We start from the raw sequence: 23,284 nt of genomic DNA on the forward strand, positions 1-23,284 counted from the left end.
CATGCGTTCCATCCTCCCCGCGCTCGGGGCGCTGCTGCTGGCCGGCTGCGGCCCCGACTTCGAGCTTCAGAGTGAAATCCGGCGCGTGCGCGTGCTGGCCATCCAGGCGGAGCCCGCCGAGCTGGTGGTGGACCCGGACGCCTCCACGCTGCCTGGGCCCATGACGTTCAGCGCGCTGGCGGTGACGCCGGACGCGCGCCCCGTCACCGTCCGCTACGCGCTGTGCCGCTTCACCGGCAATCCCTATGACGGGCGGTGCCCGGGGGACGACAGCGTGCCGTTGCCGGCCGGCGAGCTGTCGCTTTCGGACGCGAACGTGCAGGCGGTGTTGCTGGAGGCGCTGGCCGCCGGCAATCCGGGCGGCGGTGGAACGCTGGACCCGGAGGACCCGGCGCTGCGCGAGGCGCTGGCCCGGGGCATTCCCCTCTTCATCGGCTACGAGGCCACGGACGGCAGCGGCACGCCGGAAGGCACGGAGCGCGGCGTGCGCCGGGTGACGCTGCGGGCCGCCCCCACGCCCAACCAGAATCCGGTGGTGTCGGACGTCCTGTGGGACGGCGCGCCGCTCACCGGCCCCCTGCCCGTGTCGCGCGAAGTCACCTTCACACCGGTGCTGGCCGAAGGCAGCGTCGAAGTCGAGGAGACGGACGAAGGCCCGCGCCCCGAGCAGGTCTTCTTCAGCTGGTTCGCCACGGGCGACGGCGAGGTGAAGGAGTTCCGCTCCCAGGAGCCCGTGGAGGGCCGGCCGGGTGACCCGACGTCCGCCTACGACACCCCCGCCACGCCCCAGCGCGTCACCTTCTGGGTGGTGGCGCGGGATGGGCGGGGCGGGGTGGGGTGGCTCAGCCGCACCGTGGACGTGGGCCCGTAGGCCCCGCACCGGACGTCCGGCTCAGACGGACAGGTGCGCCGCCGCGCGCCCGAGTCCTTCGGCCACGGAGGTGAAGGCATCCGCGGTGCGCACGCGCCCTTCGCCGAAGCGGCGCACGTAGAGCTGGCGCACCGCGGGAATCTGCGACGAGCCGCCGGTGAGGAACACCGCGTCGATGTCCTTCGCCTCCGCGTGCTTCTCCAGCAGGCCCGTGGTGCACGCGTCCAGCTCGTCCAGCAGGGGCTTGCTGAAGGTGTCGAACTCCTCGCGGGTGATGGGCTCGTGGAGGGTGATGCGGGCCTCCTCGAAGTCCACCGTGGCCTGCTCTTCCTGGGACAGGCGCACCTTGGCCGCTTCAATGGCGCGGAACAGGCGGTAGCCCAGGTTGTCCATGACGAGGTCGTACAGGGCCTGGATTTCGGCCTTGCGGTCGCTCGTGTTGAGCATGGTCTCCAGCAGCTCCTGGGTGGACTTCTCCCGGATGAAGGACATCTCGTGCCAGGTGAGCAGCTTGGCCATGATGTGCTGGGGAATGGGCAGCCGCTTGTCGCTGAAGCCGCGCACCTGGTAGGTGGAGCCCGCGCCGAAGCGGGGCAGCAGCTTGTGGCGCATGATTTCCGCGTCGAAGCGGTCACCCCCGATGCGCACACCCGTGGAGCCCACCACGTCCTGGCGGCGGTCCGGGTTGTCGCGGCGGCTGGGGCCCAGGCGCATCAGGGTGAGGTCGGTGGTGCCGGCGCCGAAGTCCGCCACCAGCACGAGCTCGTCGCGGGTGAGCTGGGCCTCATAGGCGAGCGCCGCGGCGATGGGCTCGATGAGGAACTGGACGTGCTGGAAGCCCGCGAGCTCCGCGGCGCGCAGCAGGCGCTGCTGGGCCAGGGCATCCGCCTCCGGGTCCGGCGTGAAGACGGCGGGCCGGCCGAGCACGACGGCCTCGGGCGCGCCGCCCATGGCGCTCGCGGCGGCGTCCCGCACGCGGCGCAGCAGCACGGCCACCAGCTCCTCGATGGTGTAGGTGCGCCCCTTCACCTGGGTGGCGCGGAAGGAGCTGGAGTGGAGGAAGGACTTCACGGACTGGATGAAGCGTCCGGTGTTGTCCTCCAGGTAGCGCTGGATGGCGTCGGCGCCGGCGTAGATGTCCTGCTCATCGTCCGGGAAGAAGAGGACGGAGCGGAAGAGACGGGCCTCCGCGGTATGGGGTTGCAGGGACAGCACCGTGCCGTCAGGCAGGGCCGCGGCGGTGTTGCTGGTTCCGAAATCGAGTCCGCACGCACGCATGGGGGGCGCCCCTTACCGTTAAACCCCATCCATGGGTAGCGCTTCGTGCATCAACACGTGGAGGAGGGCGGCCGGGAGGGCGGACGCCTGGAGCGGATGTGGGTTGGCGCGAGGATGCCGCTCGCCATCTTTCTCCTAGGACGTGCATGACGACGGGAGGCATCCAATGAGATTTCGAGCGGGATGGTTGATGGCGGGCGCCGCTGCATTGACGCTGGGGACGGCGTGTGAAGAACGCGACCGGGGGACCCAAGGGCAGGCAAGCGGGCAGTCCGCGGTGAATGAACAGCTGGCGCAGGCACAGCAGCGCACGGAGAGCGCCTTCGGCTCGGCCCGCCAGGCCCAGGAGCAGGCGAGCAAGCAGCAGGAGCAGGCCGCCAGCGCCCAACAGGATCTCCACGAGAAGCAGCAGGCCTATCAGGAGGCCCAGGCCCAGGCGCATACGGCCTCGCAGGAGGCCCGGCAGGCCCAGCAGCGCGCTCAGCAGCTGGCGCAGCAGGCCCGGCAAGAGGCGCAGCAGGCCCAGCAGGAGGCGCAGCAGGCCCAGCGTCAGCAGAGCGAGACGCTGGCGCAGCAGAACCAGCAGGCCCGCCAGCAGACCGAGCAGCTGCGTCAGCAGTCGCAGCAGCCGGTGGCCGTGGCGCCCGCGCCCCAGGCGCAGGAGGGCACCGAGCAGCAAATCGTCGGTGAGGTGCTGAGCGCCAACGACGACGAGCTGCTGCTCAGCTCACAGGGCGAGCCTCAGCTTCGCCTCCAGCTGTCGCCGCAGACGCAGGTCACGGTGGACGGGCGCCAGGCCAGCGCTGGGGACATCCAGGAGGGCAGCCAGGTCCGGGCCTCGTACCGGACCGACGCGCAGAGCGGAGAGCCCCAGGCGGTGCGCATCGAGGCGACCTCGCAGGTGCAGCCCACGGCGCCGGCCGCTCCGGAGAGTGGCCAGTCCACCCCGGGTTCCCAGCAGCCCACGCAGTAGGTGGCATGGGCCGTCCGTCCTTCCCCCACGGTGAAGGGCGGACGCGTCATCGTCAGTCAGACTGCATTCGCGCTTTGACCCGTTGAGCCGGTGCGCGCGTCGTGCTCTAGGGCATGCGCATCATGCGCACGGCGACCTGGATTCCCCTCATCAGTCTGTTGCTCGTCACTCCCCTTCGCACCGTGGAGGCCCGGCCCGTCAGCGCGGAGGCCCAGCTCTGGTACTCGGTGACGGCGCAGGGCGGCATCGGCGAGCACTTCCTCTACTACCTGGAAGCCCAGCCGCGCTTCGGCAAGGACGACGCCCGCGCCATCCTCCGCTCGGCGGGAGGCGTCCGGCTGGCCCAGAGCATGTCGCTGTGGCTGGGGAATGGCTGGATTCCGCTGAGGAAGTGGGAGGGCGACTCGTCCCTGCAGCAGGGCGAAAGCCGCGTCTTCCAGCAGTTCCTCTACACGCCGAAGTTCGGGCAGGTGCGGAGCACGCTCCGCGCCCGCCTGGAGCAGCGCTTGCTGTCCGAGACGACGGACATCTCCCTCCGGGCCCGCGTCATGCTGCGCGGTTCGCACCCGGTGGCCGCCAGTGGGCGGCTGTCGTTGATTGTCTGGGATGAGGTCTTCTACCACCTCAACTCGGTGACGAACGGCCCCAGCGCCGGCTTCGACATGAACCGCGCGTTCGTCGGTGCGGGCTGGAGGTTCGGAGACCACTCCTCCATCGAGGTGGGCTACCTCAACGTCTTCATGCGCAGGCCCTCCCAGCAGACCGATCAGCTCATCCATGCGCTCTCCGTCACCATGCCCTTCGATTACATGTAACGGAATGCGCTACAAAACGCGGGGACCGGGTCAGGACGGACGCGGTCTCCGTGTCCGGCTCATGTGTCACGGTGGTTGTTGCCATCGCGTTTCATGAACCCGGGTGTTGTCTGTTTATTCAGAATGCGCTGACATGCGTGGCCTCGTTCCCCCAAGGAGGTTCACGTGAAGTCTCGTCTGGTCGTCATGCTGGCTGGGTTGTCGCTGGGGCTGTTGGCCGCCTGTGGCCCCGTGGAGTCGGAGTCGGAGCTGGTGGAGGTGGGGCAGTCCGAGGCGGAGGTTCAGCGCTACCTGTGTGGCGACGGTTTCTGTGACACCCTCAACGGGGAGAACGGCGACAACTGTCCCTGGGACTGCAACGTGCTCACGTGGTGTGGGGACGGGGTGTGCAACGGGCGCGAGACGAGTCGCACCTGCCCCGAGGACTGCGGCCTCATCCTCACCTACTGTGGTGATGGCATCTGCAACGGCAACGAGACCACCAACACCTGCCCCCAGGATTGCGGGCCCCTCACCTGGTGCGGCGACGGCATCTGCAACGGCTCGGAGACGACCGCGACCTGCGACTTTGACTGTGGTTCCCTCTGTGGCGACGGCGTCTGCAACGGCCTGGAGACGCCCCGGAGTTGCCGGGCGGACTGCGGCCTCATCCTCGCCTGCGGTGACGGCATCTGCGGTCCGGGCGAGGACGTCATGACGTGCTACGTCGACTGCTGCGTCGGCCCGCGCTGCCTGGATCCGAACCCGGACCCGACCCCCTGGCCGTAGTACACAGGTCCGCCACGCCTGGGTATTCGCCTGGGCGTGGCAGGGCGGACGGGTCGCCGCGCTACATCTCGATGATGAAGCGCGTGGACAGCATGGGCTCCACGCCGCTGGGGCCACCCTTGACGGCGCCCATGCCCACCTGCATCCGCGCGTGGTGGTTGAGCTGCACGTGGGCCTGGGGCATCACCATCCAGTCGAACTCGAGCGCGTCGTCCAGCCGCAGGTTCGTCTCCACGCCCACGAGCACCTGCTGCGCCACCGCATAGAAGGCGCTCAGGTTGACGAGCCCGGCGGCATGCACGCTGCCGCTCTCGCGGGCATGGACACCCTGCACGCCGGAGATGGAGATGAGGCTCACGCGCTCACCCAACCGCACCTTGCCGATGTGCAGCATCGCCAGCTCGGTCTCCCGCTCCTGCAGCTTCTGCTCGGCGAGCACCTGGATGCCGTGCGCCCAGCGGTGGCGCGGGTCGACGTGGAAGGTGAACTGGAGGGCTGCCTTCAGCGCCGCCACCCGCTCATTCTCCATGGGCAGCTCGAGCTCCGCGGCCATGCCGTCGCCGAAGGCGTACTCCACCTCGGGGGCGTACTGGAGCAGCATGCCCTCGCTCCGGGGCCGCAGCCGCAGCAGCGTGTTGAACTCCAGTTCGCCCCGCTCCGAGTCCAGGCCGCGCACCAGGTCGAAGACCATGGGCTCGGGGAAGGAGAGGAAGGCGTCGCGGTTGGCGTCCGTGCCCGCCAGGTACTCGGTCAGGTCGCTGGCGCCGTCACCATCCGTGTCGCGCTTGTTCGGGTCCGTCTCGCCAACATCCACGCGGCCGTTCTGGTTCGCGTCCTCCACATGGTCCGGGATGCCGTCGCAGTCACTGTCCTGTACCGGGGCCGACGTGGTCGCCGAGCAGGAGGCGGACGGAGGCACCCAGGCGCGTGCGGTCAGGGGCGTGGCGAAGAGGCTCAGCAACAGGGCGCGGGCGAAGGTCGTGGAGGAGGGGCGGGGCGGGAGCATGCGCGGGGCGGGGGAAAGAGCTTTGGGCGTTACAGCAAATGCAGCCACGCATGGCAATGCGCTTCGATGTGTCGGGAAAACCCGACACACACGCTGTGAACTCAGGTCAACATGCGGCGCAGGCGCTTGGGAATCTCCTCCGTGCGCCAGCGCTGGACCTCGCGGGCAATCTCCGCCGCGCGCTTCGTCCGCTCCTCCCGGACCAGGGGGAGCAGCGCCCGCGCGGACTTGCGCTCGCGCGGCGCGGACTCCGCGGCCAGCCGCTCGAACAGCTCCAGCCGCACGTCGGCGTCATGCAATTCGCCCAGGCCGTCCTGGAGCGGGACGAGCACCTCCAGCAGCGCGTCCAGGGTGCGGCGGAAGGCCGGCTGGAAGATTTCCAGCTCGTAGCGCAGCCGCTTCAGCTCCTTGCGCAGCTCGTGGGCGGACGCCGCGTCGGCCGCGACCACGTACGTGTCGATTCGCTTCTGCACGCGCTTGAGGCGCTGGCGCAGCGCGTCCCGGACGCGGCGGCCGGCGAAGCGGTGCCCGTCATCCAGCCCGTCCAGCTTGCGCAAGAGCCGGGGCACCGTCTTGTCCACCCAGCGCTCCAGCTCCGCGTGCAGGCGCGTCTCGTGCGTCTCCAGCTCGGACAGCCGCTTCTTGCGCAGCGTCTGGATGCCGGCGCGCACCTGGGGCTTCTTGCTCGCCTTCCGGGCCACGCCCTCCAGCCACGCGGACTGGACGTGCACGTCGCGAACGCCCCCCAGCGCGTCCTGGATGCGCTTCACGTCGCGCTCCAGCTTCTTCAGGCCGCCCAGGGAGCGGAACACCTTGAGGGCGGCGCGGAGCCGCCGGGTGGCCACTCGCATGTCATGGACGGACTCGTCATCCACGGCGTCCTGGAAGCCGGCCTCTGGCTTGCGGACGTCCGCGAGCCGGCCCGCGAGGATGCGGCGCGCGGCGTCTCCCAGTCGGCTGTCGGGCCCGAGTCCTCGGATGGGCGTGGGGTGAGCCATCTATTCCTCCGTGCGTGCGTGTTGGCGGAGCATCCGCTCGACACCCTCCGGCCCCTCCCAGCCCAGGATGCGCGCGTCCTTGTCCTCGAAGCGCACGGCGGCGAGGAAGAAGTGCTCCAGTTCCTCTCGCTCGCGCCGTGGCAGTTGCTGAGAGTCCGTCAGGTGTCCGGCGCGGGACAGGGTGACGGGGACCGCGAGGATGCGGTCATTGCGCTCGCGTCCGCCGTCCCCCGTGTTCTGCTCCACCTGGAGCACGCCGAGCGCGCGGCAGGGCAGCACCACGCCGGGAAAGCTCGCGTCGTCCCAGTGCACCATGGCATCCAGCGGGTCCCCATCCGGCCCCTGGGTGGAGGGGATGAAGCCCCAGTCGAAGGGATAGCTCAGGCCCCTGGGGAGCGGCCGTGAGAGGCTGAAGGCCTTGAGCGCCGTGTCGTACTTGAGCTTCAGCGTGGAGCCTCGGGGGGACTCGACGACGACGTGAAAGGCGCCGTCTTTCCCTCGCAGGGGCAACCGGGTGAGGTCTGTCACCATGGACAGCAAAGGTTGGGCCTGCCGTGGGTTCCGGCAAGCGCGTCCGGGCGGAAGCTTCGCCTCTTCAACCTTCGCCCGTGGCGCGGCCTCAGGAGCTGCAGCTCACCTCGAGGTGCCGGCCCCAGGCGGGGGGCGCCGCCGCGTAGGACTCCGCGTCGGGGTGCTCGGCGAACGGGTCCGACAGCACGCCGAGCAGCCGGTCCACGAGCGAGAAGTCCCCAGCCTCCGCGCGGGAGATGGCCTCCTGCGCCACCCAGTTGCGCAGCACGTACTTGGGGTTCACCCGGGCCATGCGCGCGTGGCGCTCTGGGTCCACGCTGCCCTCGGCGGCCAGCCGCGCCCGGTAGCGCCCGGCCCAGGCGTCGAAGCCCTCGGGGGCGGGGAACATGTCACGCACGGGACGGGCGTCCGAGCCCAGCGCGCGGAAGAAGCGCGTGTAGTCCACGGGGGCCTCGGCCATGCGGGCGAACAAGTCGCTCACCAGCTCGCGGTCCTCGTCGCGCGCCTCCCGCAGGCCCAGCTTCGCGCGCATCCGGTCCATGAAGTGCGCGTTGAAGGCGGGCTGGTAGGTGGCCAGCGCCGCGCGGGCCTCGTCCTCCGAGATGAGGGTGAGCAGCGCTTCGCCCAGGCACGCGAGGTTCCACATGCCGATGCGCGGCTGCTGGTCGAACGCGTAGCGTCCCCGGTCGTCGGAGTGATTGCAGATGAAGCCCGGCTCGAAGTCGTCCAGGAAGCCGAAGGGCCCGTAGTCCAGCGTGAGGCCCAGGATGGACATGTTGTCCGTGTTCATCACCCCGTGCGCGAAGCCCACCGCCTGCCACTGCGCAATCAGCCGCGCCGTGCGCTCCACCACCTCCGTGTAGAAGCGCGCGTAGCGGCCCTCCTGGCCCGCCAGGTGGGGGAAGTGCTCGGCGATGACGTGGTCGGCCAGCGAGGCCACGTGCTCACGCTGTTCGGTGTAGTGGAAGAACTCGAAGGTGCCGAAGCGCACGTGCGAGGGCGCCATGCGCACCAGCATCGCGCCCGTCTCCACCGCCTCGCGGTACACCGGCGCCTGGCTGCCGAGGATGCCCAGGCCCCGCGTGGTGGGGATGCCCAGGCCCTGCATGGCCTCACCGCACAGGTACTCACGGATGGTGGAGCGCAGCACCGCGCGTCCGTCGCCCCCGCGCGAGAAGGGCGTGGGCCCGCCGCCCTTGAGGTGCAGGTCCCACTTCTCACCGGCGGCGTTGCGGACCTCTCCGAGCAGCAGGGCGCGGCCGTCGCCCAGCCGGGGCACGTACACGCCGAACTGGTGCCCCGCGTACACCATGGCGAAGGGCTCCATGCCCGGCAGGGGTTTTTCGCCGCCCAGCGCCGCGACGAACTCCGGCCGCCGCGCTTCCTCGGGCGTCAGGTCCAGGAGCGCCAAGGCGGCGGGGTTGACGCTCACCAGCTTCGCGTCCGGGAAGGGACTGGGGTGGACGCGCGCGCCAAACCCAGCGGGCAGGCGGGCGTAGGTGTTGTCGAATCGGAGCTGTTCGAGCGTGGCCATGACGGGGGAGAACACACGGAAGCGCGGCGGCCATCCAGCCACCGCGCTTCCAGGGAAGCTGCGTGGGACTACTTGAGCTCGGGGACCTTCATGCCGCGCTCCACGGCGGGACGGCTGCCCACGCGGTGGAGCCACTGCACGACGTTGCTGGAGCCCTGGAGCAGCTCGGGGAAGTACGCGCGGGTGCCGGCCACCCAGGGGTACAGGGCGATGTCCGCGATGGAATAGCGGCCCGCGACGTAGTCCCCCCCGCCCAGCTTTCCGTCGAGCACGCCGATGAGCCGCCGGGACTCGGCGTGGTAGCGCTCGATGCCGTAGGGGACCTTCTTGGGGGCGAAGCGGGCGAAGTGGTTGAGCTGGCCGAACATGGGGCCCACGCCGCCCATCTGGAACATCAGCCACTCCAGGACCTCCGCCCGGCCGCGCGGGTGGGAGGGCAAGAGCTGGCCCGTCTTCTCCGCCAGGTAGATGAGGATGGCGCCGGACTCGATGACGGTGAGCGGGCGGTGGTCCAGCGCGGCGTGGTCCACGATGGCCGGAATCTTGTTGTTGGGGTTGATGGCCAGGAACTCGGGCTTGAACTGCTCGCCCTTCGTGATGTCCACCACGTGCGTCTTGTACTGGAGGCCCAGCTCCTCCAGGGCGATGGAGACCTTCTGCCCGTTGGGCGTAGCGAACGTATACAGGTCAATCATTCCGTGACTCCCGTGAGCTGCGCGCTCACCTGCCAGAGCCGCTCCGCGAGCGCGTCGTTCCGCGCGGCGGAGGACGGCTTCTTCGGACGGCATTTGTAGAAGTACTGCCCGGACACTGCCTCCACTTCGGGCGAGGACGCCAGGTAGATGGACGTCCGCGCTCCCTTCTCCGCCGAAAGCATGAACGCCGCGCCCAGCTTGACGATGTGGCGGAAGAACCCCTGGGTGTTGTGACCGAAGCCCGTGCGCACCACGCCCGGGTGCAAGGCGTTGGTCGTCACCTGCGTGCCCTCCAGCCGCTTCGCCAGCGCGCGGGTGAACAGGATGTTGGCCAGCTTCGACGTGCCGTACACGCGGAAGCCGATGAAGCTCCGCTCGCTCTGCAGGTCCTCGAAGTCGAGCTTGCCCGCGGCGTGGGCATCCGACGAGACGTTGATGATGCGGGCCGGGCCGGTGGCCTTCATCACGTCCAGCAGCAGGTTCGTCAGGAGGAAGGGCGCGAAGTGGTTGGTGGCCAGGGTGGCCTCCAGTCCGTCCTCCGTCACCTGGCGCTGGTCCAGGATGAGCCCCGCGTTGTTCAGCAGCACGTCCAGCCGCGAATAGCGCTCGCGGAAGGTCCGCGCCAGCTCCCGCACGGACTTCAGGGAGGTGAGGTCGGCGCGGAGCCAGTCCACCTGGGCGCTGGGGGCGGCCTCCTTCACGGCGGCCACGGCCGCCTCGGTGCGGCCCGCGTCCCGGCCCACCAGCACCACCGTGGCGCCCATGCGCGCGAGCGCCTTGGCGGCCTCCAGGCCAATGCCACCCGTGGCCCCGGTGATGAGGCACACCTTCCCGTCCATGCGCGTCTGTGAAGTCAAAAGGCGTCCTCCATCGTGAGAGGACGCCTTCTATACGCTGGAGCCCGCCCGCGCGCTTGCTCTTGAGCAGGCGCGCGGGGGCCTTCCGGTGGTCAACGCTTCGTTCAGGCGTTGGACGGGGGGATGGAGGCGTCCTGGGCGCGGACGTCACCGCCGCCGCGGCGCACCCCCGCGCGAGGCTCGCCGTGCAGGTGGCTCTCCAGGAACCACAGGTCCAGTTCGACCTCGCCCAGCGTCTGGGTGAGGAGGTCCGCGGTGACGGGGTCGTTCAGCTCGTCGGCGCGGTGGATGCCGTTGCGGATGCTGGCCCCGTAGCGGGCGAAGCGGTCCACCAGGGCCTTGAGGTGGTCGTCACCGTCCACGGCCTTCAGGTCGTATTCGGGCAGCTCGCTGTTCTTGGCCGCCAGCCGGATGGTGCCCTCGGCGTAGCCGCCCAGCGTGCCGGCGCGCTCGGCGAACTCGTCGGCTTGCTTGCGGACGTGCTTGGCCAGGTCGTCGAACAGCTCGTGGCGGCTGTAGAAGTGCCGGCCGCGGATGTTCCAATGCGCTTGCTTGATTTGCCAATGCAGGTCGATGGCGTCGGCCAGCAGGGTGTTGAGCGAATCGATGAGCTCCTCACGGGCGTCGGTGGGGAGATTGACATGGCTTGGAAAGTTCATGGTCAGTCCAAGGTGGGGATTCCTTTTGGGAATGCCAGTCCGTGGGTGGCGCCTGGGGGGCAGGCGGCCGGGCCCCTGGCCGGTATGATGGGCGGACCATGCTTGCTCTCGACCTCGTGGAACGGCTGCGTCAGGTGTCTCCCAGCGCGGCGAACGCGCTGCTGACGGTGGCGGTGAAGAACATCATCCCGCTGTCCTCGGTGATGGGCGTCCGGGTGGAGGACGCCTCGGATGCCCGGGCGAAGGTGTCCGTGCCGCTGAAGCGGCGCACGCGCAACCACGTGGGCAGCGTGTACCTGGGCGTGCAGGTGACGGTGATGGAGCTGACGATGGGCGTGTGGCTCTTCCGCCGCTTCCCGCCGGGCCGCTACCTGGCGCTCGTGAATGAGCTGCAGGTGTCCTTCCACGCGAAGGCCAAGGGCGGCGTGCGCGCCATCTGTGAGCCGCCTCCCGAGGTGTTCAACACCCTGGACGCCACGCTCCAGCAGAAGGGGGACAAGGCCCGCGAGTGGATTCCCGTCCGGCTGGAGGACTTCGAGGGCACGCACATCGCGGACGCCCGCTTCCTGGCGGTGCTGAAGAAGGCGTGAGGCGGCGTGGGGTTGCCGCCTCGCGCCGGGGCCAGACGGTGCTCAGGTCGCGGCCGAGGTGCGCCGGGGCCTCGGTGCGGCACCGGCGCGCCGGATGAGGTCGCGAAAGGAGCGCATCGCGGGGTCGGCGTGGGTTCGTTCGTGCCAGCACAGGTTGATGGTGAGGGTGAGCGAGGGCACCGGGCTCTGCACGCCGCGGAGGCCGAGGCGAGGGCCGAGCCGGGAGAGCAGTGAGGCGGGCAGGGTGGCGACCAGGTTGGTTTCCGCGACCACGGCGGCGGCGGCGCTGAAGTTCGGCACCACCAGCGCGACGTCGCGAGCGATGCCGAGCCGGGCGTAGGCGCCGGGCAGCGCGCGGTAGCCCTTGCCGGGGGCCACCTGCACCTCGACGTGGCGCAGGCTGGCCAGCGCGCTCCTGGAGACACGCTCTCCAGCCTGGGGATGATTGCGGCGCGCCACCAGCACGGTGCGCTCCCGGTAGAGGGGCTCCAGATGCAGGCCGGGGGACTTCTCGCCCACCGCGATGGCGACGTCGACCTCGGTGCTGGCCAGGCCGCCTCCCGTGAGGAAGGTGTCGATGCCCATCACCCGTAGTCGGGCGCGAGGCATCTCAGCGGCCAGCAGCGTGGCGATGCGAGGCAGTCGCACCATCTGTCCGGAATCCGCGATGGCGAGCGAGAACTCCCGCGTGGTCGTGGCGGGGTCGAAGGCCGCACCGTGAACGGCGTGCTCAAGGTCCCGGAGGGCGCGGGTCAGCGCGGGGGCCAGCGCCACCGCGCGGGGCGTGGGGACGATGCCCCGGCCGCTGCGGGCGAACAGCGGGTCGCCGAGCGCGACGCGCAGCCTGGCCAGGGCGTTGCTGATGGCCGATGGCGTGACATGGAGGCGGCGAGCGGCACGCGCGACGCTGCGCTCGGTGAGGACGGCGTCGAGCACCACCAGCAGGTTGAGGTCGATTGCGGAAATACTCATGCGTGGTGAGGATACCCATCACGAACAATCACTATCCGAAAATGATGAAGCGCCCCATGAAGAGGCCATGCGAAGGATGAAGCTGCTGTTCCCGCTCCTCTCGGTCGTACTCACCGCGTGCTTGCGCGTGGCGACCCCTCCCTTGCCTCTGGAGACAGCCATGCGTGACATCAACGTCCTCGATTCCCACATGGCCTATCGGGAGGCTGGTCGCGGCCCTTCGGTCGTCTTGCTCCATGGAAACCCGACCTCGTCCTATGTCTGGCGCGACGTCATCCCCCATCTCTCGGACCGCTACCACGTGCTGGCGCCCGACCTGATTGGCATGGGCGACTCGGGCAAGCCGGACCTCGCCTACCGCTTCGCCGACCACGCCCGGTATCTCGACGCCTGGTTCGACGCGCTCGACCTGCGCGACGTCGTGCTCGTGGGCTACGACTGGGGCGGCTCGCTGGCCATGGACTGGGCCGCTCGTCACCCCGGAAGGGTACGCGGCCTCGTCGTGTACGAGACCTTCCTCCGCTCACTCGAGTGGAGCGACTACCCACCGCAAGGCGCCGAGCTGTTCAAGAACCTGCGGACGCCTGGCGTGGGGGAGACCCTGGTGCTGGAGCAGAACCAGTTCCTGGCCCGCTCGCTGGGCGTCGGCGTCAAGCGGGGCCTGACCGCGGCTGAGGCCGCGGTGTACGCGGCGCCCTATCCAGACGCGTCTTCACGGCGCCCGTTGTTGGCGTGGCCGCGGGAAATTCCCATCGAGAATCAGCCGGCGGACATGATGGCGGTGCTGGAGCGCTATGTCGCTTGGATGGGCGCGTCGCCGGAGGTCCCCAAGCTGCTGCTCACCTTCGACAGCCCGACGCCGCTCGGCGCTCCGTCCGTCGTCGAGTGGGCTCAAGGCCGGTTCGTCAACCTCAAGGTCGTGGCGCTCGGCGCCGCCGGCCACCACGCGAGTGAGGACCTCCCGGATGACATCGGACGGGCCATTGCCCATTGGCTTCGCCGCGTGGCGCTTCCGCGGGAGGAGGGGCGAAAGCCGGCCAGCGGACGGTAGCCGCGAGGCCGGAAGGGGGGCGTTTCAGCCGCGCCTGCCTGTTGAGCCACCCCACCCTTGCCTACCATCCGGCGAAGTCGGGTTGTCAGTCGTGCCTGGAGGGAAGGTGGGGGCGGGGAGTTGGCAGGCACGCGTCAGTCCCGTGCGCCAGTCCACAGGGCTGCTTCACTGTGGTGGCATGGCGAGGCAAGCTGTCCGCCGTGTCGCGGCGCGCTCAGCTGATTCTCATGCTCCTGGTTTCGGGGCTCCTGCACGGAGCGCTCTTCGTGGCGCTGTCGAGCCGTGCGCCCAGCGACCGCCAGCGCCGGGTGACACCCCGTGCCGTCGAGATGGAGGTCGTCTACCAGGACGTGACGCCTCCCCTCGCGCCGCCGGTGCCTGAGCCCCGCCAGCCGCCTCCTGACGAAGCGCCTCCGCGCCCGCCACCGAAGAGGGAGCCGCCGCGCCACGCGGAGCGCCCGCGCCGGGCCACGACGGAGCCCCCCGACACGGCCCAGTCACCTCCGCCCGAAGACGTCCCGGCGGGCTCCGAAGCTCCGCCCCAGGTCCTGGCTCAAGACGTCCCTCCGCCACAGCAGCGTCCCAACCTGGAGCCAGAGGGCCTGCTGGGCGGTGGTCTGCTGCGCGGTGGCCCACCGTCGACGGGACGGACACTCCGCCCGGGTGAAGCCCCTGACCCGAAGGCGCTGGCGGCCCGGCAGGCCGAGGAGGCCCGTGAGCGGGTGGACGGCTGGGCGCAGGACGCCGCCGCGAGCGCGCGCGCGTCGAGCGGCGCCACGCATCCCTACTTCGCGACGCTGCGGGAAGGCTTCGCCAGGCAGTTGGTGAACCCGCCACCCCCGGACCTGAAGGTGTTGGGCGCACGGATGAAGCGCGAGCAGGTGGATGCCATCGCGCGCTTTGGAAAGACAGGCAGCCCCGTCGTCGCCGAGCCCCGGGACCACCGGCTGGAGCAGCGCAATCGCATGCAGGCGGCCGTCGAGGCCGGCCGCGCGGCCAGCATGTACATGGCGGACGTCACCGCGCCGGTGCTCGCGCTCAAGGCCATCGTCGAGGTCTGGCAGGCGCGCGACGGGGAGCTGCTCGACCTCAAGGTGCTCGAAGGCTCCGGCGATCCGAACTTCGACACCTGGGCCGTGTCCCAGCTCCGGGAGGCGCTCGCCAGCGCCGAGGCGCCGGAGGCTGGCGGCGGCCTGGGCATCCGAGATGACGGCATGCGCAGCCGCTGGCGGCTGGAGGAGTACCTTGGGAATCCGCGCGTGCAGATTCACCTGATTGGCGTCTACTGACCCGGCCGGACGCCGGGCTGCTCGCCTTCCAGCATGAAGTCGACGATGGCCTTCCACGTCGACTCGAACTGGGGCCTGCGGAAGCCGGAGCCGGAGATGAGCCAGTCCACGTGCGGAGGCTGGTGCGCGGGCTGGTCGAAGTGGCCAATCGCGTCCAGGTGGTCCGCGCGCACCGCGGCCAGCACCCGGCCATGCACCTGGGAGCGCGTGGGGACGATGCCGTCACACGCCGTGGGCCCGGGCATCGCGCCATACGCCTGCACCAGCGCCGCCGTCTGCGCGGGCGTGTGCAGGGGCAGCGCGGTGAGCGGCATCCGCTGCGTCTGTCCGTACGTCAGCGCGTAGATGGTGTGCGTGAGCTGGGCATACGGGTCCAGCCCCGCCGCCATGCGCGTGCGCAGCGACGGCGGCCGCGCCTGCGTCACCACCGAGCCATACCGCACGCCGGGCCGCTCCAGCGTGCTGGCGTTGAACAGGTCGATGCCTTCCGGCGTGAGCTGCGGAATCAGCGACGTGTCGTTGCCCACGTCGCTCAGGAACTTCGACACCGCGTCACGCCGCTCCGAGGAGAAGTCCCCCAGGAGCTGGTCATAGAGCTGGTCCAGCAAGGTGGGCTTGAACCCGAGCTGGTCATCCGCCCGCGCCAGCAGATGTCCGAAGCGGAACACCACGCGCAGCGGCAGCCGGCCGAAGCGCAGCACGTACACGGTGAAGAGCGACAGCAGCTTGAGGATGCGCTGTCCGAACAGGCCCATGAAGAACGTGGCCAGCGGCGTGCCCGCGTGCGGGGTGGACACGGACGTCACGGAGCGCACGCGCCTGGCGAAGGGCTCCAGGTCCAGGCCCTCCGCCACCTGCGCGCCAGGGCTGACGAACAGCCGCGCGTCCAGCCCGCCCGTCGAGTGGCCGATGAGGTGGATGGGCCCTTCGTCTCCAGCGGCTGTCTCCTGCACGGCCCTCAGCAGGTCCGCGGTGCGCGTGCGGATGGAGGCCGTGGGGTGGGAGAGGACGATGATGACCTCCGACTCCACCTGCCTGCGGGCCAGCTCCGCCTTCAAGTAGTCCAGGGCGTGGCCGAAGTAGATGAGCTCGCCCAGGTTGATGAAGCCGAAAAAACCGGGGACGAGGTAGACGCGATGCTTGCCGGACATTGCCGCCACCATATCTGACGCGGCGCATGATACCTGTGGGGAATGCGTCCTCCGCCCGGAGGTTGACGCGCGCCGGCCGTCAAGTCCAGAGCCGGCGACACCCACTCACAGTCACGACAGAAGGACGCCCGCACGTGGATCGCAGACTGCTCGCACTCGGCCTGCTCCTGTCCCTCCCCGCCGCCGCGGATGAGGGGATGTGGACCTACGACGCCTTTCCCTCCGACACGGTGAACAAGGCCCATGGCTTCACGCCCACGCAGGCGTGGCTGGACCACGTCCGGCTCGGCTCGGTGCGGCTGGCCGGCGGCTGCTCCGCCAGCTTCGTGTCGCCGGAGGGCCTGGTGATGACCAATCACCACTGCATCCGCGGCTGCATCGAGGACCTGTCCTCGCCGAAGAAGGACCTGCTGGCCAAGGGCTTCTACGCCTCGAGCGCCGCGCGGGAGCTGCGCTGCCCGAAGGTGGAGGCCAACCAGTTGGTGGAGATGACGGACGTCACCGCGCGGATGAACGCGGCGACGAAGGGCCTCACCGGCGCGGCCTTCAACACCGCGCTGAAGAAGGAGACGGCCGCGGTGGAGGCCGCCTGCGCCACGTCCGGGGACGTGCGCTGTGACGTGGTGACGCTCTTCAACGGCGGCAGGTATCACCTGTACAAGTACCGCCGCTTCCAGGACGTGCGGCTCGTCTTCGCGCCCGAGTTCTCCATGGCCGCCTTCGGCGGTGACCCGGACAACTTCAACTTCCCGCGCTTCGGCTTCGACGCGGCCTTCCTGCGCGTGTGGCAGGACAACGCGCCCGCGAAGAGCCCGCACTTCCTGCCGTGGGCGAAGCAGGGCGCGAAGGAGGGGGACCTCGTCTTCGTCTCTGGCCATCCCGGTGGCACCGAGCGCAAGGCGACCGTCGCCGAGCTGGAGTTCCAGCGCGACGTCAACCTGCCGTACACGCTGCTCCAGCTCGCCGAGCTGCGCGGCATGCTGCGCGAGTACGCCGGGGGTTCCGCGGAGCGCTACCGCACCACGCGCTCCCTGCTGCGCGGCGTGGAGAACGGCCTCAAGGCGCTGCGCGGGCGGCACCAGGCGCTGGCGGACCCGGCGCTGCTGGCTGGCAAGCGTCAGGACGAGGCGGCGCTGCGCCAGCAGGTGGACGCCAACGCGCAGGTGAAGGCCGCCACCGACGGCGCGTGGGAGGAAATCACCCAGGCGCTGGACGTGTACCGCCGCATGCTGCCCGACTACCGCATGAAGGAGGCCGGGGACGCCTACCCCTCCGAGCTCTTCCGCATGGCCCGGCACCTGGTGCGCGTGGCGGAAGAGAAGGAGAAACCCAACGCGGAGCGGCTGCGCGAGTACACCCAGGCCCAGCTCCCCACGCTGGAGCAGCAGCTGCTGCGCGACGCGCCGGTGACGCTCGAGCTGGACCAGGCGCTGCTGACGTTCGGCCTCACCCGCGTGCGCGAGACGCTGGGCGCGGATGACCCCTTCGTCCAGCAGGTGCTCGGACGCGAGGCGCCCGAGGACCTGGCGCGCGCCCTGGTGCGTGGCACGAAGCTGCGGGACGTGAAGGTGCGCGCCGCGCTGCTCAAGGGCGGCAAGGCGGCGGTCGCGGCCTCCAAGGACCCGATGATTCTCTTCGCGCGCAAGGTGGACGCGGAGGCCCGCGCGGCGCGCAAGCGCTACGAGGACACCGTGGAGGCGGTGCTCAAGCGCAACGGCGAGCGCATCGCCAGGGCGCACCTCGCGGTGTACGGCACCTCCGGTTATCCGGACGCCACCTTCACCCTCCGCCTCAACGCGGGGCAGGTGAAGGGCTGGGATGAGAATGGCCGCCCCGTGGCGGCGCTCACCACCTTTGGCGGCGCGTATGAGCGGCACACCGGCAAGGCGCCGTACAAGCTCCCCGACACCTGGCTGAAGGCGCGCGGCAAGGTGCCGCCCCAGACGCCGTTCGACGTGGCCACCACCAACGACATCATCGGCGGCAACTCCGGCTCGCCCCTGGTGGACCGCGACGGGCGCGTGGTGGGGCTCATCTTCGATGGGAACCTGCACTCGCTGGGGGGCCGCTATGCCTACGTCCCCCAGACGAACCGCGCGGTCGCCGTGCACGGCGAGGGCATCCTGGCGGGGCTGGAGCACGTGTATGGGGCGAAGCGCGTGGTGGACGAGCTGCGCACCGCCAGCGACGCCGCGGTCGTGCCCGCGAAGTAAGTAGTCGCGGTTCTCAAGACCTGAGACGCCTTGGCCGCGGTGGCCAAGGCATGTCAGAGGGAGCAGGATAGAATCCGGTTCAAAGCTGAAAACCGGTTACTCATGGCTCCCTCCAAACCCAATGACATGCCCCTCGGCACGGTGCTGAGGGAGACCTATGAGATTGCAGGCGTCCTCGGCCGGGGTGGCATGGGGACCGTCTTCCTGGCCAACCACCTGCGGCTGCGTGGACGGCAGGTGGCCATCAAGGTGCTGCGGCACGACGCGGGCATGGGGGCGGAGGCCCTCGTGCGCTTCCGGCGCGAGGCGGAGATTGCCTCGAAGCTGGGGCACCCCAACATCGTCGAGGTGGTCGACTTCGACAGCCTCGAGGATGGCTCGCCCTACATGGTGATGGAGTGCCTGCGCGGCCAGCCGCTGTCGCGCAGGCTTCGCAAGGGCCCGATGACGCTGGAGGAGGTGTTCTCCTGCGCGCGGCAGATGGGCTCGGCGCTCCAGGCCGCGCACCGCGCGGGCATCGTCCACCGTGACCTCAAGCCGGGCAACGTGTTCCTCGTGCCCACCGAGGTGGGCGGCGTGATGATGGAGCACGTGAAGCTGCTCGACTTCGGCATCTCCAAGGTCATCGACTCGCAGAGCGTGCACACGCAGGGCGGCATCCTGCTGGGCACGCCGCAGTACATGGCGCCCGAGCAGGCCACCGGGAAGAACGGCGAGGTGGACCCGCGCACGGACATCTTCGCCTTCGGGTGCCTCGTCTACGAGATGCTGGCGCGCCGGCTCCCGTTCCAGGACAACGGCAACCTCGCGGAGCTCATCTACCGCATCGTCTATGACCCTCCGGGGCCCCTGGAGGCGCTGGTGCCGGACCTGCCGGACCACGTCATCGCGGCGGTGGAGAAGTCGCTGGAGAAGCGCCCGGAGGACCGCTTCCCGGACGTGGGCGGCTTCATCTCCGCGCTGACGGGGCGCGCGCTCCAGACGATGGGCGAGGTGCCGATGCTCACGCCGCTGAGCACGCCGCGGCTCGCGGTGGCGCTGGCTCCGGAGTCGAAGCCGGAGACGGTGCCCGGCAGGCGCTCGGGACACGGGACGAAGGACGGAGACGTCGACGCGAAGCCGCCGTTCCGGGAGTCGGAGACGGTCAGCCTGGCCGCGCCGGCGCCCGAGGTAGCCCCATCCCACGACGCCGCGACCATCGCCGAGGCGATGCCCTTGCCGGAACTGGAGGCGCCCCCGGCGCGCCCCGTCGTGGCGCCAGCGGACGTCGTGCCCGCGCCCATCGCCCGCTCGCCCGTGGCGAGGCCACCCGCCGCGGGGGCTCCAGGCCCGGGTGCCCGGAAACCGACGCCTCGGGACGGGGCCGTGGCCGGGACGAAGGCGCCTGACGCGGCTCGGCCCGCACGTCCGCCAGCAGGGGGCGCGCAGGCCGGTGTCGCCTCGCCCAAGGTGGTCCCCGCGCCCATCGCGCGGTCGCCTGTCGCCGGGGGCCCGTCCGCGTCTGGCGCTGCCCGGAATGGACCGCCCTCGCCAGACGCGGGCGCGGTGGGGTCGACTGTGCTGCTGCGCTCGAAGACGGGCGTGGCCTCGTCGGCCTCGCAGGGCGCGCTCGCCGCCCAGCCGAAACGGAAGCTGACGCCGCTCACGGTGGCGATGATGGTGGCGCTCGGAGCCGCCGTGGCCTTCGCCGCGTGGCCACGGCCGTCTCCACGCGTGGAGGCGTCAGGAACGCGTGGCACGCCCGCCGCGGGCGCGGAGTAGCGTCCCGCTCGGCGCGATGACCGAGCGCGCCTCGAGCACGAGGCCGTGCTCGGGCGGAACCCTCCAGCGCTCCCTCGAAGGTCCGCCCCTCGGGACCGTGGGGCCGTGCCCTGTCTGGACCCGGACCGAACCCAACCTGCTGAGTTCGAGGCCCGACAGCCCGGACAGGACGCAGCAGGGCGTTGGTGCGGCGCGTCAGGGTTTACGTATCCTGAAGAGGGCTGACACGCCGGTTCACGTCATGTCCAACACCGAGCGCAGGCGGGCGCGGGGAGGGCAAGGGGCCCTCGGGGGGAGCCTGTCATCGCCGGTGGACCCACCGTGTACGGCCACGTCCCCCCGGGGCGGACGGCCGTCCAGGGCCCGGTCCCAGCCGGGAGGGGGGCTCGGCTGGGACCGGCGGCCCTGTGTGATGTAGCATTGCTGACAGTGCCGGGGGGGAAGGGGAGACGCGAGATGGTGGTGGAGGCTCCAGAACCCGGGAAACTATCGGCGATTCTCTTCACGGGCATTGAGGGCCCTGATGGGCTCTCATGGCGTGACGAATCGCTCCAGAACGACATGCGGGATGAGCATGCGCTGCTCGTCCGTGAGTTGTTGCCGCGCCATGGCGGGCGCGAGGTGAAGCGGATGGAGGATGGCTTCCTCCTGGAGTTCGAGGGCGGCCCCTCGGCGGTGGACTTCGGTCTGGAATTGCAGCGCGTCCTGGAAGCCCGCAACGAAGACGTGTCCGCGGAGCGCCGGGTCGTCTTGCGCGTGGGTGTCCACCTGGGCATGGTGGTCCACCGCGACGGCGACGTGTTTGGCGAAGGCGTCAACCTGGCCGCGCGCATCGAGGCGCTGGCCCGTCCCGGCACGCTCTATGTCAGCGAGACGGTGGCGCGTCAGGTGGAAGGCCGTCTGGCTTCACCGCCGGTTCGCCTGGGTCGTGGCGAGATGAAGAACATCCGGTTGCCCGTGGCCGTCTACCGCATCGACCTGCCCGAGCACCGCCGCCGGATGCCGCTGCTGTCGCGCATGCGCTCCTTCTGGGGTCGCCGGAGCGCGGCGAACTGACGCGCACAAGCGCGGGCGGGCCTGGGCGAGCGGCGTTATAGAGGCCGCCCCATGCCCCAGCTCACGCTCGTCGTCGGTTCGAAGAACTACTCCTCCTGGTCCCTGCGGCCCTACCTCGCGCTGGCCCACACGGGGCAGCCCTTCCAGGAGGTGGTGATTCCGCTGGCCGTGCCGGACACGGAGGACCGGATTGCCCGGTACTCCCCCAGCAAGCGCGTGCCGGTGCTCCAGCACGGCGACCTGACCCTCTGGGACTCGCTGGCCATCTGTGAGTACCTCGCGGAGACCTTTCCCCAGGCCCAACTGTGGCCCCAGGACACGGCGGCCCGCGCGGTGGCCCGCGCCGTCACCGCGGAGATGCACTCCAGCTTCGGCGCGCTCCGGCAGCACATGAACATGAACCTGCGCGCGCGCAGCCCGGGCAAGGGCCGCGCGCCCGGCGTCGCGGAGGACATCGCCCGCATCCAGGCCCTCTGGAATGACTGTCGCCGCCGCTTCGGCCAGGGCGGGCCCTTCCTCTTCGGCCGCTTCTCCATCGCGGATGCCTTCTACGCGCCCGTCGTCACCCGCTTCGTCACCTACGGGGTGGAGCTGGACGCGGTGAGCGCGGACTACCGCGACGCGGTGCTCGCGCTGCCCGCGCTCCAGAAGTGGACAGAGGAAGGCCGGGCCGAGCCCGGCATCCCGAAGTACGACTGAGCCTTCGCCCTCAACGCGCGACTGGCTCGCGGGGGCCGCGCCGCGGATGCGCGCCGGTCCGTGTCCGTCGATGATGCTGCGGTCATGGCCGTCAGCCCAGCGCGCCGTCGCGCACGCGCTCGAACAGCGCGTCGTAGCGGCCTTCCGCGGAGAGCCGCGTCAGCTCCGGGTAGCGGCCCTGGCGCAGCTCGCGCAGGTACGCGTACTTCGTGGCGTGGTAGCCCGCCACCGCCCACGCCAGGCGGGAGGCCGCCGCGCCGCCGCGCCACAGCGCGCCCTTCAGCAGGCAGTCGCGCGCCCAGGACGCCAGGCGCTGCACGCCCACCGGCTTGAGGCCGCGCTGCTCGGCATGGGCGCGCAGGGCCCACAGCAGGGCATAGCGGTCCTCCTTCACCGCGCGGTACTCCACCGACGTGGCGAAGCGGTGCTCGATGAAGGCGTGGACGCGCCCGCCCGCCAGCTTCGGCAGGGCCTCGTGGACAATCTGCTCCGGTCGCCACACGGCCTTGTCCTTGCGCACCAGCCGCGCCCGCCACTGCGTGCGGTAGCGGAAGCGGCGCGCCCCCAGCTCGGCCCAGTCGCGGCGGGGCAGCCGGTACACGGCCTCCGTGGGCGAAGCGGCCTTCCACGCGCGCAGCGTCTCCACCGCCTCGGGCCCCAGGTGTTCGTCCGAGTCGAGGAAGAAGACGTAGTCACAGGGCGCCAGGGCGTTCACCGCGGCCTCGCGCGCGGCGCCGTAGCCGCGCCACGCATGGGGCACGGAGCGCGCGCCCAGCGAGCGCACCAGCGCCGCCGAGCCATCCGTGGCCCCGGAGTCCAGCGCCACCACGTCATCGCAGAGGGCCAGCAGCCCGCGCAGGCACGGCTCCAGCGTGTCCCGGTTGTTCTGGTGGAGGACGTAGCCGCCCAGCTTCATAGCCCCAGGGCCTTGAGCTGCGCGTCAAAGGCGTCAGCAGTGGTGAAGAGCCGCCCTTGCAGGCCCACGGCCTCGGCGGCCTGGACGAACTCGGGCAAGTCATCGAAGAAGACGGCCTCCTCCGGGGCGCAGCCAACGCCCGCCAGCGCGAGCCGGAAGATGTCCGGCTCCGGCTTCACGTGGCCCACCTCGCAGCTCATCACCACGCTGTCGAAGCGCTGGAGCACCGGCAGCAGCGGGCGCAGGTAGGCGACGTGCAGCGCGTTGGTGTTGGACACCAGCCCCACGCGCACCCGGCCCAGGAGCGACTCCACGCGCGGCAGCACGGCGTCATGCAGCGTGAAGTGGCTGCTCCACAGCGGGGCGAACTCCGCCATGGGCAGGTCCACGTCCAGCGCGCGGCACACGTCCTGGCGGATGCCCTCCGCGCCCAGCACGCCCCGGTTGGCGTCCGTCCACCCCGCGCCCGTCAGGCGCCGGGCCACCTCCGCGGCCTCCAGGCCCGCGCGGGCGCCCAGCCGGGAGAAGAGCAGGGTGTTGTCGTGGAAGACGAGGACGTTGCCCAGGTCCAACAGCACTGCCGTCACCTGCGCCATGCAAG

The 23,284-nt window shown here is 70.5% G+C and carries 23 protein-coding genes; 11 read left to right on the forward strand and 12 right to left on the reverse strand.

Going from position 1 to position 23,284, the window contains the following annotated elements:
• Position 1 precedes the first annotated feature (1 nt).
• Entirely contained in the window at positions 2 to 871 is an 870-nt protein-coding gene (locus KGD87_RS31150) for a hypothetical protein (protein ID WP_284664582.1), read from the forward strand.
• A gap of 21 nt (positions 872 to 892) precedes the next feature.
• Here the strand turns inward: KGD87_RS31150 and KGD87_RS31155 are convergent, their stop codons facing one another.
• The gene (locus tag KGD87_RS31155; RefSeq protein ID WP_284664583.1) at positions 893 to 2,149 is read right to left on the reverse strand and encodes an Hsp70 family protein; all 1,257 of its coding nucleotides are present in this window, start codon (positions 2,147 to 2,149) and stop codon (positions 893 to 895) included.
• A gap of 277 nt (positions 2,150 to 2,426) precedes the next feature.
• Here KGD87_RS31155 and KGD87_RS31160 point away from each other — a divergent pair, with 277 nt between their 5' ends.
• From KGD87_RS31160 to KGD87_RS31170, 3 genes are all read left to right on the forward strand, one after another.
• Entirely contained in the window at positions 2,427 to 3,122 is a 696-nt protein-coding gene (locus KGD87_RS31160) for a hypothetical protein (protein WP_284664584.1), read from the forward strand.
• Positions 3,123 to 3,244: 122 nt separating this feature from the next.
• The gene (locus KGD87_RS31165) at positions 3,245 to 3,937 is read left to right on the forward strand and encodes a DUF2490 domain-containing protein (protein ID WP_284664585.1); all 693 of its coding nucleotides are present in this window, start codon (positions 3,245 to 3,247) and stop codon (positions 3,935 to 3,937) included.
• Between the two features lie 165 nt (positions 3,938 to 4,102).
• Positions 4,103 to 4,705 carry a hypothetical protein gene (locus tag KGD87_RS31170; protein WP_284664586.1) on the forward strand — a complete coding sequence of 201 codons (603 nt, stop codon included), beginning with the start codon at positions 4,103 to 4,105 and terminating at the stop codon, positions 4,703 to 4,705.
• A gap of 61 nt (positions 4,706 to 4,766) precedes the next feature.
• Here the strand turns inward: KGD87_RS31170 and KGD87_RS31175 are convergent, their stop codons facing one another.
• The 7 genes from KGD87_RS31175 to dps form a co-directional block, all read right to left on the reverse strand.
• Complete coding sequence (locus KGD87_RS31175; RefSeq protein WP_284664587.1) at positions 4,767 to 5,711, reverse strand: hypothetical protein; 945 nt, start codon at positions 5,709 to 5,711, stop codon at positions 4,767 to 4,769.
• A gap of 101 nt (positions 5,712 to 5,812) precedes the next feature.
• Positions 5,813 to 6,709: a CHAD domain-containing protein gene (locus KGD87_RS31180; RefSeq protein ID WP_284664588.1), complete on the reverse strand. Its 897-nt coding sequence runs from the start codon at positions 6,707 to 6,709 to the stop codon at positions 5,813 to 5,815.
• Entirely contained in the window at positions 6,710 to 7,240 is a 531-nt protein-coding gene (locus tag KGD87_RS31185) for an inorganic diphosphatase (protein ID WP_284664589.1), read from the reverse strand.
• An 88-nt stretch (positions 7,241 to 7,328) separates the two neighbouring features.
• Positions 7,329 to 8,774 (reverse strand): protein adenylyltransferase SelO, encoded by a 1,446-nt coding sequence (locus KGD87_RS31190; RefSeq protein ID WP_284664590.1) that lies wholly within the window; start codon positions 8,772 to 8,774, stop codon positions 7,329 to 7,331.
• 68 nt (positions 8,775 to 8,842) lie between these two features.
• Entirely contained in the window at positions 8,843 to 9,469 is a 627-nt protein-coding gene (locus tag KGD87_RS31195; protein ID WP_163784795.1) for a glutathione S-transferase family protein, read from the reverse strand.
• Positions 9,466 to 10,308: an SDR family oxidoreductase gene (locus KGD87_RS31200; protein WP_284668716.1), complete on the reverse strand. Its 843-nt coding sequence runs from the start codon at positions 10,306 to 10,308 to the stop codon at positions 9,466 to 9,468. The genes KGD87_RS31195 and KGD87_RS31200 overlap by 4 nt, the downstream gene beginning before the upstream one ends.
• A gap of 122 nt (positions 10,309 to 10,430) precedes the next feature.
• Positions 10,431 to 10,985: a DNA starvation/stationary phase protection protein Dps gene (gene dps, locus KGD87_RS31205; RefSeq protein ID WP_284664591.1), complete on the reverse strand. Its 555-nt coding sequence runs from the start codon at positions 10,983 to 10,985 to the stop codon at positions 10,431 to 10,433.
• 98 nt (positions 10,986 to 11,083) lie between these two features.
• On the opposite strand from dps, the gene KGD87_RS31210 reads away from it, so the two are divergent.
• Complete coding sequence (locus KGD87_RS31210) at positions 11,084 to 11,575, forward strand: DUF4442 domain-containing protein (protein ID WP_176416755.1); 492 nt, start codon at positions 11,084 to 11,086, stop codon at positions 11,573 to 11,575.
• 42 nt (positions 11,576 to 11,617) lie between these two features.
• Here KGD87_RS31210 and KGD87_RS31215 read toward each other — a convergent pair whose 3' ends face one another.
• Positions 11,618 to 12,547, reverse strand: coding sequence for a LysR family transcriptional regulator (locus KGD87_RS31215; protein ID WP_284664592.1), 930 nt, complete (start codon positions 12,545 to 12,547; stop codon positions 11,618 to 11,620).
• Between the two features lie 160 nt (positions 12,548 to 12,707).
• Here KGD87_RS31215 and KGD87_RS31220 point away from each other — a divergent pair, with 160 nt between their 5' ends.
• Positions 12,708 to 13,598 carry a haloalkane dehalogenase gene (locus tag KGD87_RS31220; protein ID WP_284664593.1) on the forward strand — a complete coding sequence of 297 codons (891 nt, stop codon included), beginning with the start codon at positions 12,708 to 12,710 and terminating at the stop codon, positions 13,596 to 13,598.
• A gap of 227 nt (positions 13,599 to 13,825) precedes the next feature.
• A complete protein-coding gene (locus KGD87_RS31225; RefSeq protein WP_284664594.1) occupies positions 13,826 to 14,887 on the forward strand; it encodes a ferrichrome ABC transporter substrate-binding protein in 1,062 nt (353 codons plus the stop codon).
• Here the strand turns inward: KGD87_RS31225 and KGD87_RS31230 are convergent.
• Positions 14,881 to 16,038 carry an esterase/lipase family protein gene (locus KGD87_RS31230; RefSeq protein ID WP_284664595.1) on the reverse strand — a complete coding sequence of 386 codons (1,158 nt, stop codon included), beginning with the start codon at positions 16,036 to 16,038 and terminating at the stop codon, positions 14,881 to 14,883. The genes KGD87_RS31225 and KGD87_RS31230 overlap by 7 nt on opposite strands.
• 134 nt (positions 16,039 to 16,172) lie before the next feature.
• Between KGD87_RS31230 and KGD87_RS31235 the strand changes: the two genes are divergently transcribed.
• From KGD87_RS31235 to KGD87_RS31250, 4 genes are all read left to right on the forward strand, one after another.
• Positions 16,173 to 18,251: a S46 family peptidase gene (locus KGD87_RS31235; protein WP_284664596.1), complete on the forward strand. Its 2,079-nt coding sequence runs from the start codon at positions 16,173 to 16,175 to the stop codon at positions 18,249 to 18,251.
• A gap of 102 nt (positions 18,252 to 18,353) precedes the next feature.
• The gene (locus KGD87_RS31240) at positions 18,354 to 20,012 is read left to right on the forward strand and encodes a serine/threonine-protein kinase (protein ID WP_284664597.1); all 1,659 of its coding nucleotides are present in this window, start codon (positions 18,354 to 18,356) and stop codon (positions 20,010 to 20,012) included.
• Between the two features lie 456 nt (positions 20,013 to 20,468).
• Positions 20,469 to 21,068, forward strand: a complete 600-nt coding sequence (locus KGD87_RS31245) for an adenylate/guanylate cyclase domain-containing protein (RefSeq protein ID WP_284664598.1) — start codon at positions 20,469 to 20,471, stop codon at positions 21,066 to 21,068.
• Positions 21,069 to 21,119: 51 nt separating this feature from the next.
• Positions 21,120 to 21,767: a glutathione S-transferase family protein gene (locus tag KGD87_RS31250; RefSeq protein ID WP_284664599.1), complete on the forward strand. Its 648-nt coding sequence runs from the start codon at positions 21,120 to 21,122 to the stop codon at positions 21,765 to 21,767.
• Positions 21,768 to 21,858: 91 nt separating this feature from the next.
• Here the strand turns inward: KGD87_RS31250 and KGD87_RS31255 are convergent, their stop codons facing one another.
• Positions 21,859 to 22,683: a glycosyltransferase family 2 protein gene (locus tag KGD87_RS31255; protein WP_284664600.1), complete on the reverse strand. Its 825-nt coding sequence runs from the start codon at positions 22,681 to 22,683 to the stop codon at positions 21,859 to 21,861.
• Positions 22,680 to 23,279, reverse strand: coding sequence for an HAD family hydrolase (locus tag KGD87_RS31260; RefSeq protein WP_284664601.1), 600 nt, complete (start codon positions 23,277 to 23,279; stop codon positions 22,680 to 22,682). The genes KGD87_RS31255 and KGD87_RS31260 overlap by 4 nt, the downstream gene beginning before the upstream one ends.
• Between the last annotated feature and the right edge of the window lie 5 nt (positions 23,280 to 23,284).

Source organism: Myxococcus sp. SDU36 (genome assembly GCF_030168875.1).
GTDB classification, from domain to species: Bacteria; Myxococcota; Myxococcia; order Myxococcales; family Myxococcaceae; genus Myxococcus; species Myxococcus vastator.

Bases quoted from the DNA above. Each gene is read 5' to 3' on its own strand.
- KGD87_RS31210 (WP_176416755.1), top strand. From the start codon at position 11,084: ATGCTTGCTCTCGACCTCGTGGAACGGCTGCGTCAGGTGTCTCCCAGC.
- KGD87_RS31155 (WP_284664583.1), bottom strand. From the start codon at position 2,149: ATGCGTGCGTGCGGACTCGATTTCGGAACCAGCAACACCGCCGCGGCC.
- dps (WP_284664591.1), bottom strand. From the start codon at position 10,985: ATGAACTTTCCAAGCCATGTCAATCTCCCCACCGACGCCCGTGAGGAG.
- KGD87_RS31255 (WP_284664600.1), bottom strand. From the start codon at position 22,683: ATGAAGCTGGGCGGCTACGTCCTCCACCAGAACAACCGGGACACGCTG.
- KGD87_RS31240 (WP_284664597.1), top strand. From the start codon at position 18,354: ATGGCTCCCTCCAAACCCAATGACATGCCCCTCGGCACGGTGCTGAGG.
- KGD87_RS31190 (WP_284664590.1), bottom strand. From the start codon at position 8,774: ATGGCCACGCTCGAACAGCTCCGATTCGACAACACCTACGCCCGCCTG.
- KGD87_RS31195 (WP_163784795.1), bottom strand. From the start codon at position 9,469: ATGATTGACCTGTATACGTTCGCTACGCCCAACGGGCAGAAGGTCTCC.
- KGD87_RS31230 (WP_284664595.1), bottom strand. From the start codon at position 16,038: ATGTCCGGCAAGCATCGCGTCTACCTCGTCCCCGGTTTTTTCGGCTTC.
- KGD87_RS31250 (WP_284664599.1), top strand. From the start codon at position 21,120: ATGCCCCAGCTCACGCTCGTCGTCGGTTCGAAGAACTACTCCTCCTGG.
- KGD87_RS31215 (WP_284664592.1), bottom strand. From the start codon at position 12,547: ATGAGTATTTCCGCAATCGACCTCAACCTGCTGGTGGTGCTCGACGCC.
- KGD87_RS31165 (WP_284664585.1), top strand. From the start codon at position 3,245: ATGCGCACGGCGACCTGGATTCCCCTCATCAGTCTGTTGCTCGTCACT.
- KGD87_RS31225 (WP_284664594.1), top strand. From the start codon at position 13,826: ATGCTCCTGGTTTCGGGGCTCCTGCACGGAGCGCTCTTCGTGGCGCTG.
- KGD87_RS31245 (WP_284664598.1), top strand. From the start codon at position 20,469: ATGGTGGTGGAGGCTCCAGAACCCGGGAAACTATCGGCGATTCTCTTC.
- KGD87_RS31180 (WP_284664588.1), bottom strand. From the start codon at position 6,709: ATGGCTCACCCCACGCCCATCCGAGGACTCGGGCCCGACAGCCGACTG.
- KGD87_RS31150 (WP_284664582.1), top strand. From the start codon at position 2: ATGCGTTCCATCCTCCCCGCGCTCGGGGCGCTGCTGCTGGCCGGCTGC.
- KGD87_RS31200 (WP_284668716.1), bottom strand. From the start codon at position 10,308: ATGGACGGGAAGGTGTGCCTCATCACCGGGGCCACGGGTGGCATTGGC.
- KGD87_RS31185 (WP_284664589.1), bottom strand. From the start codon at position 7,240: ATGGTGACAGACCTCACCCGGTTGCCCCTGCGAGGGAAAGACGGCGCC.
- KGD87_RS31260 (WP_284664601.1), bottom strand. From the start codon at position 23,279: ATGGCGCAGGTGACGGCAGTGCTGTTGGACCTGGGCAACGTCCTCGTC.
- KGD87_RS31175 (WP_284664587.1), bottom strand. From the start codon at position 5,711: ATGCTCCCGCCCCGCCCCTCCTCCACGACCTTCGCCCGCGCCCTGTTG.
- KGD87_RS31220 (WP_284664593.1), top strand. From the start codon at position 12,708: ATGCGTGACATCAACGTCCTCGATTCCCACATGGCCTATCGGGAGGCT.